Source organism: Paraburkholderia fungorum (assembly GCF_003610895.1).
GTDB lineage: Bacteria > Pseudomonadota > Gammaproteobacteria > Burkholderiales > Burkholderiaceae > Paraburkholderia > Paraburkholderia fungorum_B.
Map to the genome: position 1 here is coordinate 87,323 of NZ_MCAS01000019.1, position 18,769 is coordinate 106,091.

Sequence of the window (18,769 nt, forward strand, 5' to 3'; positions counted from 1 at the left end):
GTGTTAGCTTTTCTTGACGCGATAGACCGCAAGACTACCACGCCAGTTCACCCCCCATCGCACCACCTGGCCGTCGTGGAGCACCACGCGGTCGAGAATTTCGATGCCGACTTCCGGCGCCAGCGCCTCGAAATCCTTGATGGTCAGCACCCGCACGTTCGGCGTGTTGTGCCACTGGTAAGGCAGTGACTTCGAAACCGGCATGCGGCCTTTCAGTACGGACAGCCGGTGCGCCCAGTAACCGAAGTTCGGGAACGAGACGATGCATTCCTTGCCCACCCGCACCGTCTCGCGCAGGATCGCGGCCGTTTGATGGATGGTCTGCAGCGTCTGCGACAAAACCGCGAAATCGAAGCTGCGATCTTCGAACAGACGCAGGCCGTCTTCCAGATTCTGCTGGATCACGTTGACGCCGTTCTGCGTCGACGCCAATACGCCGGCGTCGTTGATTTCGATGCCGTAGCCCTGCACGTCCAGTTCTTCGGTCAGGAGCGACAGCAACGAGCCGTCGCCGCAGCCCAGATCGAGCACGGTGGCGCGCGGTTCAACCCAGCGGGCGATCGCGCGGAAGTCCGGGCGCAGCGCCAGATAATCGAGTGCTCGCTGGTTCATGCGTTCACCTCGTTCGCAATACGTTCGTAATAGGCGCGCATCAGGTTGTGATAGCGCGCGTCGTCGAGCAGGAAGGCGTCGTGGCCGTGCGGTGCGTCGATTTCCGCGTAGGTCACGGTGCGTTTGTGGTCGAGCAGCGCCTTCACCAGTTCGCGCGAGCGGGCCGGCGCGAACCGCCAGTCGGTCGAGAAACTGGCGATCAGGTATTTCGCCGTGGTGTGCGCGACGGCGGCGGTCAGATCGCCGTCGAAGGCCTTGGCCGGATCGAAATAGTCGAGCGCGCGGGTAATCAGCAGGTAGGTGTTCGCGTCGAAGTAATCGGCGAATTTGTCGCCTTGGTAGCGCAGATACGATTCCACTTCGAATTCGACGTCGAAGTTGAAGTTGTACGCGTCCACGGCGCCTTCCGCGCGGCGCAGGGAGCGGCCGAATTTCTCGGCCATGTCATCGTCCGAGAGATATGTGATGTGGCCGATCATGCGCGCGACGCGCAAGCCGCGCTTCGGCTTCACGTTGTGCGCGTAGTAATTGCCGCCGTGGAAGTCGGGGTCCGACAGGATCGCCGAGCGCGCCACTTCGTTGAACGCGATGTTCTGCGCGGACAGCTTCGGGGTGGACGCAACAACGATGCAATGGCCCACGCGCTCCGGGTACATCATGCTCCACGCGAGCGCCTGCATGCCGCCGAGGCTGCCGCCCATCACCGCCGCGAAGCGCGTGATGCCGAACTCATCGGCGACGCGCGCCTGGGCGTTCACCCAGTCTTCCACCGTGACGACAGGAAAGCTCGCGCCGTACGGATTGCCGGTGGCCGGATCGATACTCATCGGTCCGGTCGAGCCGAAGCACGAACCCAGGTTGTTCACGCCGATCACGAAGAACCTGTTGGTGTCGAGCGGCTTGCCCGGCCCGACCATGTTGTCCCACCAGCCGATGTCCTTCGGATTGTCCGCGTACACGCCCGCCACGTGATGAGAGGCGTTGAGCGCGTGGCACACCAGCACGGCATTGCTGCGCGCGGCGTTGAGTGTGCCGTAGGTCTCGACCATCAGGTCGTAACCGGCCAGCGAGCTGCCGTTCTGCATGAGCAGCGGCTCGGTGAAATGCATTTTTTGGGGAGCGACGATACCGATCGATTCCATTCATTCCGCCGTTTAGCAAATACAGGGCGGCTAGATTGGCGTCGGCGAGGCACGGAGGAGAAGCGGTGTGCACGGCTGACGACCTCTTTAGCCGCATTTATAGTGAGCCCCGGGACATGTTCCCGGCAGCTCGCGCGCCCGCAATCGAGTCAGCAAATCGGCGCGTGATACTACGTGTACAGCGTGTTCAAAGTGCTCTGGACAGCGGTCTCTGGTGTTTCGGCGAGCCGCGGTCAGGCGCAAAGTATAGCGGAAAATTTCATGCGGCAGCGTCGCGGGCGCCGCTGCGAGTTCGCGCACCGCGCGGACTACTGAAGAATCAGGAGCAGTTGGGCGTCCGCATGTTCGGCGGGGGGACGTGCAAAGCCGCTGCGCACATAGCGATGCCAGCGGCCGATGATGTAGCTCAGCAGCAAGCTTGCGCGGATCGCGGGATCGTAGCCGGCGGGCAGCGCAGCTGTATGCGCTTTGGTGCTCGGGCTGGCGTTTTCGCCGGTACTTGCGTTTGCTTCCAGTTGAGCCACGCGCAAACACTGCTTCAACGATGCCTCGACCCGCTCCAGCATCTGATTGACCCGCTCGGTCAGCCGTTCGTGCTCGCCGACGAGCGCCTCGCAGGTCAGCACGCGCGTCATGCCGGGATTCTTCGCGGGGAAGTTGAGCAGCATCAGCGCAATTGCGCGGGCTTGCAGCACGCCGTTGCTTTCCTTGTCGGCGATCTGGTTGATCAGGCCGAAGATGGTCTGCTCGATGAACTCGATGAGCCCCTCGAACATTTGCGCCTTGCTGGCGAAATGGCGATACAGCGCGGCTTCCGAGACGCCGAGCCGCGCGGCCAGCGCCGCTGTGGTGATTTTTTCGCTTTTCGGTGCCTCCAGCATCGCGGCAAGCGTCTGCAGGATGTGCACGCGGCGCTCGCCCGGCTTCAGGCGCGGCGCGCGCGCGGCGGCCGGCTGCGCGGGTTCGTCTTCGGCTACGGCTTCGTCAGGCTTGTCGATCGGCTGCATGGCTGTCGTCCCGTCTGCTGTCCCTTCAATCGAACCGAGCGGGTGCCCAGTCGTAGCGATTTTAACGAACGAATGCAGCGATCGACATAGTGCGGTCGGCCGGTGCCCGGCAAACGCGTCGGGATGCCGTCCGCGTGCGGTTTGCGCGGCAGATGGCCAGTGATCCACACGGTGCGGATGCCGAGCTGCCGGTAGTTCTTCAGATGCGAGCGCGTGTCTTCCACGAGGATCACGTCCTTGAGCGAAACGCGCGCGTCGCGCATTGCCTTACGCAGCATTGCGTGGTCGGGTTTGGCGCGCCAGTTGTGGCGATCGCGCATATGTTCGATGGCGATGACCTGTTCGAACAGACGCTCGATGCGCAACTCCGCCAGGACCGCGCGCGCATAGGCCTCGGGTGCATTGGTCAGCACGATTTTGCGGCCGGGCAGCGCGGCGACGAGCCGCGCGACACCGCGCTCGTGACGGATCATCGAGCCGAGATCGGGGAACGTGTGAACGACCTTCAGAAAGTCGTGCGGGTCGAGCGGATGATGGCGGGCGAGGCCAAGCAGCGTCGCGCCGTAGCGTTGCGTGTAGCCGGTGCGCAGACGGTTGGCTTCGTCGATGTCGACCTGCAGCGCGTCGATGATGTATTGCGTCATGCCCTGGTTGATCGCGGGAAAGATCGCGTGCGAGGCATGATGCAGCGTGTTGTCGAGATCGAATAGCCAGACCGGACTGCCGCCGGCGATGTGTGGGCGACGGCGTCGGGAAGTGGGGGTGCGCATGATAAGGACGCCGTTCAGGCGTAGGCAGTCGCTTCCGGCCGCGAGCGCCGACGACGGTCGGTCAGCGATGCGCAAGGCGATGGAAGCGGGGAGCGTGTTCTTGCGCCAGGGGGCGGCGAATGGTGCGCCGCCCATGGGCGCGGCGGCGCAATTGCACGGCCCACGTGGCACACCTGACTGGCGTACCGTGTGGGCCGGGTTTGAGGCAGGAATCAATGCGAGCGGATCATCGTGCCGAACGGCTGTTCGGTGAGAATTTCCAGCAGCACCGAGTGCTCGATGCGCCCGTCGATGATGTGTACCGAACGCACGCCGCTCTTCGCTGCATCCAGCGCCGACGAGATTTTCGGCAGCATGCCGCCGGAGATCGTGCCGTCCGCGAACAGGCCGTCGATTTCACGCGCCGACAGATCGGTCAGCAGATTGCCTTCCTTATCCATCACGCCCGGGATGTTGGTCATGATCACGAGCTTTTCGGCGTTCAGCACGACCGCCAGTTTGCCCGCGACCAGATCCGCATTAATGTTGTATGACAGGCCGTCTTCGCCGAAGCCGATCGGCGAGATCACCGGAATGAATGCGTCGTCCTGCAGCGCTTTCACGACCGCGGGATTGATCGCCTCGACTTCGCCCACCTGGCCGATGTCGACGTACTGGCCCGGATTATCGCGATCCGGCATCTGCATCTTGCGTGCGTGGATCAGGCCGCCGTCCTTGCCGGTCAGGCCGACCGCGTGGCCGCCGAAATGATTGATCAGCGTGACGATGTCCTGCTGCACTTCGCCGCCGAGCACCCATTCGACGACTTCCATCGTCTCTTCGTCGGTGACGCGCATGCCCTGAATGAAGGTGCCCTGCTTGCCGATTTTCTTCAGCGCCTGGTCGATTTGCGGACCGCCGCCGTGCACGATGACCGGATTGATACCGACCAGCTTCAGCAGAATCACGTCGCGCGCGAAGCCTTGCTTCAGGCGCTCTTCCGTCATGGCGTTGCCGCCGTATTTGATGACCACGGTCTTACCGTGATACTGGCGAATGTAGGGCAGCGCCTCGGCCAGGATTTCAGCCTTCAGGGTGGGCGCGATCTGCGAAAGGTCAGGAAGCTCGGACATGGCGGCAGGCTCTGGCACGGAACAGTTAAAACAGGGCGAATTGTACAGGACTGGCGCGCTGCAACAGGGTTTTCGATACGCTCGCCGGTGACGGGCGGCGCGGGCTTTGCGCACTGCGCAACGGACGGGCCGAAGCGGCGGCGGACAATCAAGCTTAGCGTCGTTCAGATGGGCCGTGAATTGGCCGAACGGCCGACTGACGGCCGCGCGTGGGTCGTGGCATTATTTACACATCCAGGCCGAAGCGAGATCATCTGGCCCTTATGAAATCGTCAGCTTCCCGCACTGAAAGCAGCGCGCTTTGTCCGCGCTGCGGTCACGCGTTCGATTGCGCCATGCACGCGGTGCCGTTCAATTGCTGGTGCCGCGAGATGCCGGCCTTGCCGGCAGACCGGCTCGATCCGTCCGGCCGCTGCCTGTGTCCCGAATGCCTTGCCGCGGAGCTTGCACGGGCCGTTCACCCGGCGTCAGGAGCCGGTTCGCCCTGAGCGCGGCGCCTTGCGGCTGTGGTGGGCGGGTTGTCGGCCTATGCTGCGCGGTGCCGGGCCGCAAGCACGCCCAGATCACGTGCAACGGCCCCTAATGCCGGATCCCATTGGCCGAACTGCGCTTGCCGATACAGCGTGGCGCCTGGATACCATGGGCTGTCGGACCGGTCGAGCAGCCAGACCCAATGCGGATTGACGTCAAGCAGCACCCATGTGCGCTGGCCGAGCGCACCGCTTAGATGCGCGACGGACGTGCAAACCGTGATGACGAGATCGAGTGCGCTGACAAACGCCGCCGTGTCGTCGAAGCTGGCGAATTCTGAGGTGTAGTCCGACATCGGCAGACCTGCAGTTCGGGCGGCCGCGACATCCGCCTCGGCACCCGGTTGCAGTGAATAGAACGCCACGTTCTGCATGCCGCCGAAATGTTCCGCATAGCGTTCCCAGCCCACCCGCCGGAATGGATTGCGCTGATGGCCGGCACTACCTGTCCACGTCAGTCCGACCTTGAGCCTTGTTTCGCCGCTAAGCCTCTTTTGCCATGACCTGGTGGCTGTGATGTCCGCATGCAAATACGGAATCTTCGCGGGGATGGTCTCTTCGCGCGTGCCGAATATCAAAGGCAGGCTGAGCAACGGAATTTCGTAGTCGAAAGGCGGTAGGGTGTCGACGCCACCGCCAGCCGAATAACCGTCCACCTGATCACCGAGGCTGCGAGCGAGTAGCGCACCCATTTGCGGAAATGAATTCCAGACAAGACGGCCACCCTCGCGATGAACACGCGCGGCCAGCAGAGGGATATAGCGGCTGAATTGCAAGACGTCGCCCATGCCTTGCTCGCCCCACACCAGTAGCGTTTTGCCAGCGAGCGATTCGCCCTGCCAGGTCGGTGCGGGCATTGCAGGACGGTTGCCGCCCAATTCAAGCGAGCCGTCCCAGCGTGCTTCGTGGGTGTGCCAGCCGTTCGCGTAATCGCCGCGCATGAGTTGCAGCATGCCGAGATTGGAGCGCATGGTCGCGTCGCCAGGCGTCAATGCGCAGGCAGTTCTGGCGGCTTGCTCGGCTTCCTCCCAGCGTTGCGCTTCACGCAGCGCCAGCGCATAGTTGTTGTGCGCCAGCGGGTTATGCGGTGCGCATTGCACGGCTGTTGCGCCAGCATGGAGTGCGCGCGGCAGATCGAGCCTGGCCCGGCTTGCCTGAGCGAGATTGATCCATGCGTCGCCATTGCCGGGATCGTTACGAATTGCACTTTCCAGCAAGGCGAGTTGTTCGTTGAGGTCACCGCCGGTGAGCGCGAGGGCGCCGGCGAGATTGTTGCGCAAGTGGGGCAATGCCGGATCGATCGCGAGTGCGCGACGGTAAGGGGCGATTGCCTCACCATGCCGGCCTCCTATTTGCAGCGTATAGCCGGCGCGGAAGTGTGCGAGAGCGTGATGGGGGGCGAGTTGGGCAATAATGGCGGCGAGTTCGATCGCATCGTTGTGACGGTGTTGCTCAATCAGCGTAGCAACGAGTGAGGCGATCGACGCGTCGTCGAGCGAATGAAGTTGCGCGGCGCAATCGAGCCACGTGGCTTCCGCTTGTGCAGTGCCGTTTTGTCGGGCTGCGGCAGCATGTCGCAGAAAAGTCAGGAAAGCTGACGAGGTAGGCGTCTCGCTGTCAGAGGTGGGTAGCATGGAAGGGTTGGGGCGGCGCAATAACCGGTGATGACTGATCGGCCTGTGCAACGCTATCGCAAAAATTCCATGTTACCGGCGTGAGTTCGCGAGGTCAGTCGGACTAGTCCGAACAGTTAAACTAAAGTCATGCATCGTATAACCAACACCGGCCGCGTTAATCTCGGCCATCTGTTCTGGCTGCGCAGCCTCGCCATCATCGGCCAGCTGGTGACGATCGCGGTTGTGCAGATATTCTTCGGTGTGCATCTGCCGCTGCCCGCCATGTTGCTCGTGATCGCCCTTGAGGTGATCTTCAACGGACTCACGTGGTGGCGTGTCTCGCAGCAGCGCCCCGAGTCCAATCTCGAATTGTTCGGCCAGATCTGGGTCGATCTCGGCGCGTTATCCGCGCTGCTGTTCCTCTCCGGCGGCACCACCAATCCATTTGTTTCGCTGTACCTGCCATCGCTCGCGATTGCGGCGGCCGTGCTGCCGTGGCAACTGATGGCGTGGCTCGCCGCGTTCGCCGTGGCCTGCTACGCGGTGCTCGGCTTCGATTCCGTGCCGCTCAATCTCGACAACCCGGCAAACCTGTTTGACTACTATCGCGCCGGCATGTGGGTGAACTTCATGGTCAGCGTCGGCCTGATTGCGTGGTTCGTCGCGCGTATGTCACGCGCTCTGCGACTACGTGACGCAGCGCTCGGAGACGCGCAGCAGCGCTTGCTTCACGACGAACGCGCTGTCGCGCTCGGCGTGCAGGCCGCCACGGTCGCTCACGAAATCGGCACGCCGTTGTCTACAATTGCGATGCTGTCCGAAGAATTGCGCGACGCTGCAAGAACCGACAAGGGGCTCGCCCCATACAGCGCCGATCTGGAGTTGCTCGAACAGCAAATGACACTGTGTACGTCGGCGCTTGCGCGGCTGCGCAGCCGTGCATCGACAACGACCAACCGGCAGGCGGTCAGTGAATGGCTCGAGTCGTTTGGCGAGCAATGGCGCTTGCGTCATCCGCATGTGAAGTTCGAGCGGATCGGTGTGCCACCTGCGGGTGTCAGTCTTGACGACACGGTTGCCGTCAGCCAGATTCTCACGATTCTGCTCGACAACGCCGCGCGTGCGAGCCGCGATCACGTCACGCTAACGTGCACGCTCGCAGAGCGCGGCGACCAGATCGTATTCGAGGTTTGCGACGCGGGTCCCGGCATTCCCGCCGCCTTGCGCGGATCGCTCGGCACGATGCCGGTCGACAGCACACAGGGTGGACATGGCGTGGGCCTGTATCTGGCGTTTTCAGCGGCGGCGCGTCTGAAGGGATCGATTGAGCTGGCCGACGTCAGCGAGATCAAGCCGCGTGGCACGCGTGCAGTATTGCGATTGCCGCTTGCCGCGCGCAAGTTATCAGGGGTGGGCCGTCAAGGCACTACGCCATCCAACACGGAGAAACAGGCATGAGCGATATGAATTTTCTGGTGATCGACGACGATGAAGTGTTCTCCGGCATCCTCGCCCGTGGTTTGACGCGGCGCGGTTACACGGTGGCCGAAGCACATAACGCGGATGAAGCGATCAAGTTGGCGAACCAGCAGAAGTTCAGCCAGATCACGGTAGACCTGCATCTCGGCAACGATTCCGGCCTGACGCTCGTCGCGCCCTTGCGCGACTTGCAACCGGACGCGCGCATGCTGGTGCTGACCGGTTATGCGAGTATCGCCACAGCGGTACAGGCTGTGAAAGATGGCGCCGATAACTATCTTGCGAAGCCCGCGAACGTCGAGACGATCTTGTCGGCGCTGCAAAGCGAGGCGAGCGCGCTGCAAGCTGAAGAAGCGATCGAGCATCCCACGCCGTTGTCAGTCGCTCGCCTGGAGTGGGAGCATATTCAACGCGTGCTCGCGGAACACGGCGGCAATATTTCGGCCACGGCGCGTGCGTTGAACATGCATCGTCGAACGCTGCAACGCAAACTGGCGAAGCGGCCGGTCAAGCAGTAAGCGCTGGGGCGTGCCCACGCTTGCGGGCCGTCAAGCATCAAGCATCAAGCATCAAGCAAAACGGGCCGTCTTTCACAAGACGGCCCGTTTTTTTACGCTTCATATCCGATCAGCTCGCGCGCGCGGCGCGCGGCTTTAGCGCGGCGTCGGCATCAAAATCACAGCACGTAGCGCGACAGATCTTCGTCTTCTGCCACTTCATTCAGCGCACGGTCGACATAGGCCGCGTCGATCTGCACCGTCTTGCCGGAGTGATTGCCGGCCGAGAACGACACTTCCTCGAGCAGCTTTTCGATCACCGTGTATAGGCGGCGTGCACCGATGTTTTCGGTCTTCTCGTTCACCGCGTACGCAATCTCGGCAAGGCGCCGAATACCGTCGTCGGCGAATTCCAGGTGCACGTCTTCCGTAGCCAGCAGTGCCTGGTATTGCTTGACGAGGCTCGCGTCCGTCGAAACCAGAATCGATTCGAAATCTTTCACCGACAGCGAGTCCAGTTCGACCCGAATCGGGAAGCGGCCCTGCAGTTCCGGAATCAGATCGCTCGGCTTGGCCAGATGAAACGCGCCGCTCGCGATAAACAGAATGTGGTCGGTCTTCACCATGCCGTACTTGGTGTTGATCGTGGTGCCTTCGACGAGCGGCAGCAGATCGCGCTGCACGCCCTGACGCGACACTTCACCACCGCCTGCTTCATTACGCGACGCGATCTTGTCGATTTCGTCCAGGAACACGATGCCGTTCTGCTCGACGTTTTGTACCGCTTTGGTTTTCACCTCTTCGTCGTTGAGCATCTTGCCGGCTTCTTCGTCGGTGAGGACCTTGAGCGCTTCCTTCACCTTCAGCTTGCGGCGCGTTTTCTTGCCGCCGCCGATGTTCGCGAACATCGAACGGATCTGCTCGGTCATGTCTTCCATGCCCGGCGGCCCCATGATGTCCATGCCCACTTGCGGCTGTTCGACGTCGAGTTCGATTTCCTTGTCGTCGAGCAGGCCTTCGCGCAGACGCTTGCGGAAGGTCTGGCGCGTGGTGCTGCCTTCGTCGGCGGTATCCGTCGCGCTCGAACTCGCGCCGAAACCCACCGGCCGGGCGCTGGGAAGAAGGATGTCGAGGATGCGGTCTTCGGCCTGATCTTCTGCCTTGGTCCGCACTTTGCGCATTTCTGTTTCGCGCGTCTGCTTAACCGAGATTTCGATCAGATCGCGCACGATGCTGTCGACATCGCGGCCCACGTAGCCGACTTCGGTGAATTTGGTGGCTTCGATCTTGATGAACGGTGCGTCGGCCAGTCTCGCGAGACGCCGTGCGATTTCGGTTTTGCCGACGCCGGTCGGTCCGATCATCAAAATGTTCTTCGGCGTGATTTCCTGGCGCAGCGGGTCTGCAACCTGCTGACGGCGCCAGCGGTTGCGCAGCGCCACGGCAACCGCTTTCTTCGCGCGGCCTTGGCCGATGATGTGCTTGTCGAGTTCCGAGACGATCTCGGCAGGGGTCATGGTGCTCATCGTGGGTCCTCTTACTCGATCGTCTCGATGACGCGGTTATGGTTCGTATAGATGCACATGTCGCCGGCGATTTCCAGCGACTTCTCCACGATCTCGCGCGGCGACAGTTCGGTGTTGTCGACAAGCGCCTTCGCGGCGGCTTGCGCGTAAGCACCGCCCGAACCGATCGCGCAAATGCCGCCTTCCGGATCGAGGACGTCGCCGTTACCGGTGATGACGAGGGTGGTGGTGGCATCCGCCGCGATCAGCATTGCTTCGAGGCGGCGCAGCATGCGGTCGGTGCGCCAGTCTTTGGCGAGCTCGACGGCGGCGCGGGTGAGATTGCCCTGATGTTTTTCCAGCTTCGCTTCGAAGCGGTCGAGCAGCGAGAAGGCGTCGGCCGTGCCGCCGGCGAAGCCAACCATCACCTTGCCGTTATAGATGCGCCGGACTTTTTTCGCACCGCCTTTCATGACGATGTTGCCGAGCGTGACCTGGCCGTCGCCGCCAAGCGCGACTTTGTCGCCGCGGCGCACGGAGACGATTGTCGTGCCGTGAAATTGCTCCATATGCGTTCCTCTTTGCAAAACGGGTAGGACGCGGTGGCGTATCACCACCGCATGAATCCTGTGAATCCTGGAAGCGGACGGCGCGCAACGCTGAAACGATTAACCGGTTGGCGCGCGCTCATGCAACGCATGTTCGACCTATTTTAGGGCGTGCGCGGTCATATCAAGAGCCGGCAAATGGCATAAGACAAAAACACGGGGCAAGGCGGGGGAGCGTGCGCGAGGTCACACAAAAGAAAAAAGGCGCACAGATCACCGTGCGCCTCTCGACGAAGCAGCTTAAAAGGGCGCGGAGCCGAAGCCGCGCCGCAGGCGTTCAGTCGCCGAACAGCTTCTGGCGCAGTTCGCGGCGCTCCTGCGCTTCGAGCGACAGGGTAGCCGTGGGCCGTGCGAGCAGGCGCGGAACGCCGATCGGCTCGCCGGTTTCTTCGCACCAGCCATAATCGCCCGAGTCGATACGCGCGATCGACTGCTGCACCTTCTTCAGCAGCTTGCGTTCGCGGTCGCGCGTGCGCAGTTCGAGCGCATGCTCTTCCTCGATCGTTGCGCGGTCGGCCGGATCCGGCACGATTACTGTTTCGCGCAGGTTCTCGGTCGTCTGGCCGGCATTGCGGAGAATGTCCGCCTGCAGCTGTTCGAGCTTGTTCTTGAAGAAAGCGAGCTGATCCTCATTCATGTAATCCTTGTCGCTCATCTTCAGGATTTCGGCTTCAGTCAAGAGTCGTTTCGTCGTCATCTGGCTTGCTTCTTCAATGTGAGGCAAAACTCTTACATAGTGCCCGCACTTTCGTATTGCCCGCAAAGGCGCCACGAGGACGCTGAGCGCTGGGTGCGCACGGACGATGGGCTGTCGGTGACGCCGAAGCGCCTTGCGCCCACGCGCCGGGCGCGTTACGCCTATGCGGGGCCGAACTCCTCTGGAAACCGTTTCTCAATTGCTCCTGAGGCATTGCTTGCCGGCAGCGCGCCTTATCAGCTGTGCCAGCCGGCATTGTCGGCGTAATGTCCGGACAAGGTTTTCCGGCGCCGTTTCAGGCCCGGCGTGGACCACGCGCAGACCGGGCAATTCGTTGTCATTCTCCAGTGGGCACGTATTGTAACTGAATCACAATCCAGCGCCGTAACTGGTGAAAATCCCCCGGCGGCGCATCGATATCCCGAAAATATAACGCGCGAACGCTCAAAAAGCGATGGTCGTGCACGGTTTAATACAGCAGGGTTTTCACGTGCTTTTCACATAAACGACATTTCAGCAGGCTTTCGGCCGCTTTTTGCACGTATTCCGCAGACGATTGTCCTGCTGCCCGCAAGTTGCCCGATTCGTTGCCGGCGCGCGTCGGCGTGCACTTGCCGTGCCATGCCACCTGCGCACGGCACAGCAGGCATGACGTTTATGCCAGACAGGCGTCCAGACCGTCGGTGATCAGGTCCTGCGGCAGTTCGATGCCGATGAACACCATCTTGTTGGTCTTTTTCTCGATCGGCTGCCATTTCGCGGCCAGGTCGCTGCCCATCATCTGGTGCACGCCCTGGAACACCACTTTGCGGTCGACGCCCTTCATATACAGCACGCCCTTGTAGCGCAGCAGGCGTTCGCCGTAGATCTGCAGAATGCCGCCGAGGAAGTCCTCGAGTTTGTTCGGATCGAACGGACGATCGCTGCGGTAGACGAACGATTTGATCTTGTCGTCATGGTGCGCGTGGTGGTGATGCGCGTGGTCGTGGCCTTCGTGGTCGCACTTGCCGTGGTCGTGATCGCAGTTTTCGTGATCGTGGCCGTCGTGATCGGCATGGGTGTGGCCGTGCTCGTCGTGCGCGTGAGCGTGGCTGTGCGCGTGTTCGTCTTCTGCGAGGAAGTCCGGGTCGATTTCGAGCTTCGAATTCAGATTGAAACCGCGCAGGTCGAAGATTTCCTTGATGTCCGCTTCGCCGAAATTGACCATCTTGATCGCCGCGCGCGGATTCATGTGCAGCAGGCGGTGGCGCAGATCGTCCACGTGCTTTTCATCGACCAGATCGGCCTTGGTGATGAACAGGCGATCGGCGAAGCCGACCTGGCGCTGCACCACTTCATGCTCGTCCAGTTGGTGGTTCGCGTGCTTCGCGTCGACCAGCGTGATGATCGCGTCGAGCAGGAATTCGTTGGCGATCTGGTCGTCCATGAAGAAGGTCTGCGCGACCGGCCCCGGGTTGGCAAGACCGGTGGTCTCGATCACGACGCGGTCGAAATCCAGTTCGCCGGATTGCTTTTTCGCCGCCAGATCGCCCAGCACGCGCGACAGGTCGCCGCGGATCGTGCAGCAGATACAGCCGTTGCTCATCTGGATGATCTGTTCGCTCGTATCCTGCACGAGGATTTCGTTGTCGATGTTCTCTTCGCCGAACTCGTTCTCGATCACGGCAATCTTCATGCCGTGCTTTTCGTTCAGGATGCGCTTGAGCAGGGTGGTTTTGCCGCTGCCGAGAAAGCCGGTGAGGATGGTGACTGGGATCATTTTGGTCGCCTGTATGTATGTGAGTCTGTGCGTAATCGAATCTGCCGCGCGAATTTGCCACGCGAATCAACCGGGCAAATTAACCGCCCGAACCCTGCCGCGCGGGATTTGCCGCGAATGCGTCTGCGAATCCGGTTTGCCGGGTGCGGCAGCCTGATGGCGCGCGACCCGATCTAGCCGGATATTGAAACATATCTGTCAAGCCGGCGCTGGCGGCAGGGGTGAATCCCTTTCACGGCACGCGGGAAATAACCCTCAAGCTATGGGCGATCAGGCAATTTGCAACAGCAGGCCCTTCAGGTATTCGCCTTCAGGAAAAGCGGTGAGCAAGGGGTGGTCGACCCCGGCGCCGAGGCGTTTGAGAATCCGCGCATCGACGCGCGCATCGGCCGCCGCGCCCGAGACGATCTTCTGGAACAGTTCCGAGTCGATCGCGCCGGAGCAGGAGTAGGTGAACAGCAGGCCGCCCGGACGCAGCAGCTTCAGGCCGGTCAGGTTGATGTCCTTATAGGCGCGCGCGGCGCGGTCCACGTGTTCACGCGAGGGCGCGAATTTTGGTGGATCAAGCACGACCAGGTCGAAGCGCTCGCCTTCGTCGTAAAGGCGGCGCAAGGTTTTGAACGCGTCGGCGTCAAGCCAGGTGGCGCGTTCGGCATCGAAACCGTTGGCGGCCACATTCTGTTGCGCGATCGCCAGTGCGTCGCCCGACGAATCGATCGACACCACGCGCTTCGCTCCACCTTTGAGCGCCGCCAGCGAAAAGCCGCCGGTGTAGCAGAAGCAGTTCAACACGTCGCGGTCTTGCGCCAGTTGCTGCACCAGCAGGCGGTTGTCGCGCTGGTCGACGTAGAAGCCGGTTTTGTGGCCGTTGCGCACGTCGACGTGATAACGCACGCCGTTTTCGCTCGCGATCAGCGCTTCTGACGGCGCCTCACCCGCCAGCACGCCGGTGATCTGTTCGAGCCCTTCCTTCTGGCGGATCGACACGTCCGAGCGCTCGTAGACGTTCGGGCAGCCGGTCGCGTCGGTCAGCGCGGCGACGATCGCCTCCTTCCATGCTTCGACGCCCGTCGCCATGAACTGGCACACCAGCTGGCTGCGCTGGCCTTCGTCCTCGGCGACGTAGTGATCGACGATCAGGCCCGGCAAGCCGTCCGCTTCGCCGAAAATCAGCCGTACGGCGCCGGTGTTGTGCACCATCGTTTGACGATGCGCGAGCGCGCGCTGCACGCGGCGCTTGAAGAATGCGTGATCGATCGGCTCGGCTTCGTCGAAACTCCACACACGCGCGCGAATCTGCGAATGCGGGCTATAGGCCGCGCGCGCGAGGAACCGGCCGTCGTGCGCGCGCACCAGCACGGTCGCGCCCGGAGCGGGATTGCCGTCGACGCGATCGATCACGTTGGCATAGACCCACGGATGGCGGCGCAGCAGCGATTTTTCTTTCGACGGTTTGAGCGTAACGGTATTCATCAGGATTCAGCAGGACCAGTTGGCCGCGTAGACAGAGAGGCACACGGCAGGTGAGGCAAAGAGGGAGACCGCAAGCCGCCAAAAAGCAAGGAGCGGAATCAGTCGCGTTTTTTGGCGCGCGGATGCGCCTGATCGTAGACGTGCGCGAGATGCTGGAAATCGAGCGCGGTGTAGACCTGCGTGGCGGTGATGCTGGCGTGCCCGAGCAGTTCTTGCACGGCCCGCAGGTCGCCGCTCGACTGCAGCACGTGGGTGGCGAACGAATGCCGCAGCACGTGCGGATGCACGTTGGCCGGAATGCCGGCGACCAGCGCCGCGCGCTTCACGCGATCACGCACGACATTCGGCGACAGCCGGTTGCCGCGCGCCGAGAGAAACAGCGGGTGCGGATCGTGTTTAACCATCTGCTCGCGCACCGCGAGCCACACGTTCAAGGCCTCGAGCGCCTTGCTGCCGACCGGCACGATGCGGCGCCGGTTGCCCTTGCCAAGCACTTCGACTTCCGCGGAATCGAGCTTGAGCCAGCCCGCCGAGCGGTAACCGCCGGCATCGGCAAAACGGGCGTCGAGGCCGACCAGTTCGGACAGACGCAGGCCCGACGAGTAGAACAGTTCGAGCATCGCGTGGTCGCGCAAGCCTTCGGGCGTCGCGGCCGGCGGGCTTTCCATCAGGCGCGTGGCGTCGTCGACGGAGAGCGCTTTGGGGAGCGCCTTGGCCTGCTTTGGTGCCCGCACGGTCGCGACCGGGTTGGCGGGCAGATCGACGCGGCCCGCCAACCAGCGGTAAAACGCGCGCCAGCACGAGAGCCGATGACTGATCGACCGCGCCGTCAGGCCGCCCGCATGCGCCCGCGAAACCGCGCCGCGAATATCGACCGCGGTGAGGCTTTCGAGCGGCCGGCCTTTGGCCAGCAGCTTGAGCTCCTCGAGTTCGTGGGTGTAGCCGCGCAGCGTATGCGCCGACAGCCGCCGCTCATGTTCGAGATTCGACAGATAGGCGGCGATCGGGTCGGCGTCGGTCACGATGGCCCTTTGCGGCTTTGGCGGCTCAGCGCGGCAGCAGGCGGCTTAACGCCGCGCTCGCCAACGCGCCGATCTGCGTCAGGAAATCGGTGGCCATGCCGTCGTGGAAGCGGCGTGCGTCGGCCGAACCCATGACCAGCAGGCCGAAGGTGGGCGCTTCTTCCTTGCCTTCGGAGTCGCGCAGCGCAAGCAATGCAATCGACTCGGTCAGGTGCGCCGACTCGCCTGACCCCGTGCCGCCTGCGGACGCGTCCTCGCTTACCGCCGAGACCGCCGGCGTCAGCCATTGCGCGGCTTCGAAGCCGGTGTTCGCGCCACAGTACGGCGTGGTGAGGCTATTTGCGAAGATGCGCACTTCCTCGCCGACATGGCGCGCGAACTCGGCCTGCGCATACGGTTCGGAGACGTCCCAGACGCGTAGCGCGGTTTGCGGCACGTCGAAAATTTCCCGCAAGCCCGTGGCGATCGTGCGCGGCAGTGCGTACGGATCACGCTCGGCCATCACGCGGATCGTCCAGCGATTGAACTTCGAGGCAATGCTGTCGTTCTCGTGACCGTAGCGCAGCAGCTCGGCCAGACGCCGTTCCAGATGCTTGTTCTTGTCGCGCAGCATTTCCATCTGCCGTTCCTGCAGCGACACCGCGGCTTTGCCGTGCGGGTTCGCGAGCCGGATCGTCGCGAGCATTTCCGCGTGGTCGGCGAAGAATTCGGGGTTGGCGAGCAGATATTCGGCGACTTCGCGATCGTTCATGGTTTCGGCTAAAGGACTACGGGACGACGCCTTCGGGCGGCGCATCGGTCATGAGTTCGGTCGCCGGTGAAAGAGCCGCCTGGTCCGGCTCTTCATCGGCCTGTTCTGCGGCCCGTTCGAGGCCGCGTGTCGGGTACTGCCTCGACCGATCGCTCGGCCGTTGAATCGATTAATGCGTTGGGCGCTGCACTGGCGCGGCTCAGTCGGCCAGCTCGATCTCGCCTTCGAAAACGGTTGCCGCGGGGCCGGCCATGAGAAGCGGCGCGCCGTGTTGCGTGCTGTCCCACGTGATGGTCAGCTTGCCGCCGTGCGTGTGCACCAGCACGGGCGCATCCAGCAGCCCGCGGCGAATGCCGGCAGCGACTGCCGCGCATGCGCCGGTGCCGCACGCCAGCGTTTCGCCGGCACCGCGTTCGTAGACCCGCAGCTTGACCTCGCTACGGCCGACGATCTGCATGAAACCCGCGTTCACCCGTTGCGGAAAGCGTGCATGCCGCTCGATCACCGGGCCTTCGACGAGCACCGGAAAATCTTCGACGTCGTCGACCACTTGCACGGCATGCGGATTGCCCATGGACACCACCGAAATCCAGCGCGTTGCGCCGTTGACCTCGAGCGGCCAGAGCGTATCAGCGCCCTCGCGGCGGCCCTCGATGCCCTTGGTGGCGAACGGTACGCGCTCCGGTTCGAACACGGGCGCGCCCATGTCGACCAGCACTTCGCCGTTTTCCTGCATGGTCAGCAGGATGGTGCCGTTCTGCACTTGCACGCGCACGCTGCGCTTGTCGGTCAGGCCGCGGTCGCGCACGAACTTGACGAAGCAGCGCGCGCCGTTGCCGCAGTGCTCGACCTCGCCGCCGTCGCAATTGAAGATGCGATATCTGAAATCGACGCCTTCCATGGTGGGCTTTTCGACCAGCAGCAACTGGTCGGCGCCGACGCCAAAATGCCGGTCCGCGAGCGCGCGCGCCTGCACCGGCGTCAGGTTGACCGGTTGGGTGTAGCCGTCGAGCACGACGAAGTCGTTACCCGCGCCGTGCATTTTGGTGAATTTCAGTTTCATCACGCTATTGTAAGTGACACGCCTGCAGATGCGCCGAACGCCGTTTTATTTGCCACTCATTTGCCGCTCATGTGCCACTTTGTTGGCCGCTGATTTCCGCGTTCAGGCGCTTTTTTGAAGAATCGTCAGTAGACGCCCGGCTCACCCGGCGGCCGCGTCTTGAAGCGCTTGTGAACCCAGTAGTACTGCTCGGGGATCAGCGGAATCTGCTCTTCGAGGAAGGCGTTCATACGGCGCGCGTCGGCTTCGTCGTTGCCGCTCGGGTAGTTGTCCCACGGCTTGAATACCTTCAGGCGGTAGCCCTGGTAGTTCGGCAGCACTTCGCCGATGAACGGCACCACCTGCGCATGGCCGACCCCGGCGAGCCGCCCGACGGCCGTCAACGTGCAAGCCGGGACGCCGAAGAACGGCACGAACGTCGAGTTGCGCATGCCGTAGTCCATGTCGGCGCCCAGCATGACGGGTTTGCGGTCGCGCAACCAGCGCAGCACGATGCGCGCGCTGTCGGCCCGGCTCGCCATGTCCGCGCCGAAGCGGCCGCGAGCGGCTTTGGCCACGTCGTCCAGCACCTTGTTGGACATTGGCTGATAGAGCGCGCCGCACTGCCGGCGCAGCGCGTGATTGATGAACACCGAACCTGCCTCGATACCGACGAAATGCGCGCCAAGCAACAGGGTGGGCGGCATGTCGGGATCCAGCAAGTCGATCTCGCTATCCACCTGCACGAGTTTCTCCAGCTTTTCCGCGGACCCGAACCACTGGACGCTGCGTTCCACATAACTGCGAATCGCGTGGCGGAAGTGTTTCTGCGCGATCTCTTCGCGATGCTCCGCGCTCCACTCCGGGAAACACAAGCTCAGATTGATGTGGACGATGCGCTTGCGGTTGCTGGGGACCTGATAGAGCAGCCAGCCCAGCCCGTCGCCCAGTCGTGCGACGAAGCCATACGGCAATAACGCCAGAAATTTAAGCAGTCCAATGGCCAGGTGGGCGCCAAGACGACTCAGCATGCCGTCCCTCCGTGTAGGGCGTCGAGCGACGCTTTGCTCAAGAAACCTGAAGACGGGTTGAAATACAGCACGGGTGATCACTCTGTGACAATCAAAGGAAGTCGCTATAATAAGGG

General features: G+C 62.5%; 18 protein-coding genes. 3 read left to right on the forward strand and 15 right to left on the reverse strand.

Going from position 1 to position 18,769, the window contains the following annotated elements; all coding sequences use genetic code 11:
- Positions 1 to 3: 3 nt before the first annotated feature.
- The 5 genes from metW to argB all read right to left on the reverse strand — a co-directional run bounded on the left by metW (position 4) and on the right by argB (position 4,643).
- Positions 4 to 612, reverse strand: a complete 609-nt coding sequence (gene metW, locus BCY88_RS19315; RefSeq protein WP_028197728.1) for a methionine biosynthesis protein MetW — start codon at positions 610 to 612, stop codon at positions 4 to 6.
- Positions 609 to 1,754 (reverse strand): homoserine O-succinyltransferase MetX, encoded by a 1,146-nt coding sequence (metX, locus tag BCY88_RS19320; protein ID WP_120345805.1) that lies wholly within the window; start codon positions 1,752 to 1,754, stop codon positions 609 to 611. Before metX ends, metW begins: the two co-directional genes overlap by 4 nt.
- A 308-nt stretch (positions 1,755 to 2,062) precedes the next feature.
- Positions 2,063 to 2,761 (reverse strand): nucleoid occlusion factor SlmA, encoded by a 699-nt coding sequence (gene slmA / locus BCY88_RS19325; protein ID WP_120345806.1) that lies wholly within the window; start codon positions 2,759 to 2,761, stop codon positions 2,063 to 2,065.
- Positions 2,728 to 3,531 carry a pyrimidine 5'-nucleotidase gene (locus BCY88_RS19330; protein WP_120345834.1) on the reverse strand — a complete coding sequence of 268 codons (804 nt, stop codon included), beginning with the start codon at positions 3,529 to 3,531 and terminating at the stop codon, positions 2,728 to 2,730. The genes slmA and BCY88_RS19330 overlap by 34 nt, the downstream gene beginning before the upstream one ends.
- A gap of 212 nt (positions 3,532 to 3,743) precedes the next feature.
- Entirely contained in the window at positions 3,744 to 4,643 is a 900-nt protein-coding gene (gene argB / locus BCY88_RS19335; protein WP_028197732.1) for an acetylglutamate kinase, read from the reverse strand.
- 263 nt (positions 4,644 to 4,906) lie between these two features.
- Here argB and BCY88_RS19340 point away from each other — a divergent pair, with 263 nt between their 5' ends.
- Complete coding sequence (locus tag BCY88_RS19340; RefSeq protein WP_120345807.1) at positions 4,907 to 5,131, forward strand: cysteine-rich CWC family protein; 225 nt, start codon at positions 4,907 to 4,909, stop codon at positions 5,129 to 5,131.
- Positions 5,132 to 5,169: 38 nt separating this feature from the next.
- Here the strand turns inward: BCY88_RS19340 and BCY88_RS19345 are convergent, their stop codons facing one another.
- Entirely contained in the window at positions 5,170 to 6,807 is a 1,638-nt protein-coding gene (locus BCY88_RS19345) for a tetratricopeptide repeat protein (protein WP_120345808.1), read from the reverse strand.
- Between the two features lie 129 nt (positions 6,808 to 6,936).
- Between BCY88_RS19345 and BCY88_RS19350 the strand changes: the two genes are divergently transcribed.
- Together BCY88_RS19350 and BCY88_RS19355 are read left to right on the forward strand one after the other, a co-directional pair.
- Positions 6,937 to 8,247 carry an ATP-binding protein gene (locus BCY88_RS19350; protein WP_120345809.1) on the forward strand — a complete coding sequence of 437 codons (1,311 nt, stop codon included), beginning with the start codon at positions 6,937 to 6,939 and terminating at the stop codon, positions 8,245 to 8,247.
- A complete protein-coding gene (locus BCY88_RS19355; RefSeq protein WP_028197735.1) occupies positions 8,244 to 8,786 on the forward strand; it encodes a response regulator transcription factor in 543 nt (180 codons plus the stop codon). Before BCY88_RS19350 ends, BCY88_RS19355 begins: the two co-directional genes overlap by 4 nt.
- A gap of 158 nt (positions 8,787 to 8,944) precedes the next feature.
- Here BCY88_RS19355 and hslU read toward each other — a convergent pair whose 3' ends face one another.
- The 9 genes from hslU to BCY88_RS19400 all read right to left on the reverse strand — a co-directional run bounded on the left by hslU (position 8,945) and on the right by BCY88_RS19400 (position 18,653).
- Positions 8,945 to 10,291: an ATP-dependent protease ATPase subunit HslU gene (hslU, locus tag BCY88_RS19360; RefSeq protein WP_120345810.1), complete on the reverse strand. Its 1,347-nt coding sequence runs from the start codon at positions 10,289 to 10,291 to the stop codon at positions 8,945 to 8,947.
- Between the two features lie 11 nt (positions 10,292 to 10,302).
- Positions 10,303 to 10,839 (reverse strand): ATP-dependent protease subunit HslV, encoded by a 537-nt coding sequence (gene hslV / locus BCY88_RS19365; protein ID WP_028197737.1) that lies wholly within the window; start codon positions 10,837 to 10,839, stop codon positions 10,303 to 10,305.
- Between the two features lie 316 nt (positions 10,840 to 11,155).
- The gene (gene dksA / locus BCY88_RS19370; protein ID WP_054037155.1) at positions 11,156 to 11,575 is read right to left on the reverse strand and encodes an RNA polymerase-binding protein DksA; all 420 of its coding nucleotides are present in this window, start codon (positions 11,573 to 11,575) and stop codon (positions 11,156 to 11,158) included.
- Positions 11,576 to 12,230: 655 nt separating this feature from the next.
- Positions 12,231 to 13,334 carry a CobW family GTP-binding protein gene (locus BCY88_RS19375; protein WP_120345811.1) on the reverse strand — a complete coding sequence of 368 codons (1,104 nt, stop codon included), beginning with the start codon at positions 13,332 to 13,334 and terminating at the stop codon, positions 12,231 to 12,233.
- A gap of 270 nt (positions 13,335 to 13,604) precedes the next feature.
- Positions 13,605 to 14,807, reverse strand: coding sequence for a class I SAM-dependent rRNA methyltransferase (locus BCY88_RS19380; RefSeq protein WP_120345812.1), 1,203 nt, complete (start codon positions 14,805 to 14,807; stop codon positions 13,605 to 13,607).
- Positions 14,808 to 14,905: 98 nt separating this feature from the next.
- Positions 14,906 to 15,829: a tyrosine recombinase XerC gene (xerC, locus tag BCY88_RS19385; protein ID WP_120345813.1), complete on the reverse strand. Its 924-nt coding sequence runs from the start codon at positions 15,827 to 15,829 to the stop codon at positions 14,906 to 14,908.
- 25 nt (positions 15,830 to 15,854) lie between these two features.
- Complete coding sequence (locus tag BCY88_RS19390; RefSeq protein WP_120345814.1) at positions 15,855 to 16,580, reverse strand: DUF484 family protein; 726 nt, start codon at positions 16,578 to 16,580, stop codon at positions 15,855 to 15,857.
- 199 nt (positions 16,581 to 16,779) lie between these two features.
- Positions 16,780 to 17,643, reverse strand: a complete 864-nt coding sequence (dapF, locus tag BCY88_RS19395; protein WP_120345815.1) for a diaminopimelate epimerase — start codon at positions 17,641 to 17,643, stop codon at positions 16,780 to 16,782.
- A gap of 125 nt (positions 17,644 to 17,768) precedes the next feature.
- The gene (locus BCY88_RS19400; protein WP_120345816.1) at positions 17,769 to 18,653 is read right to left on the reverse strand and encodes a lipid A biosynthesis lauroyl acyltransferase; all 885 of its coding nucleotides are present in this window, start codon (positions 18,651 to 18,653) and stop codon (positions 17,769 to 17,771) included.
- Between the last annotated feature and the right edge of the window lie 116 nt (positions 18,654 to 18,769).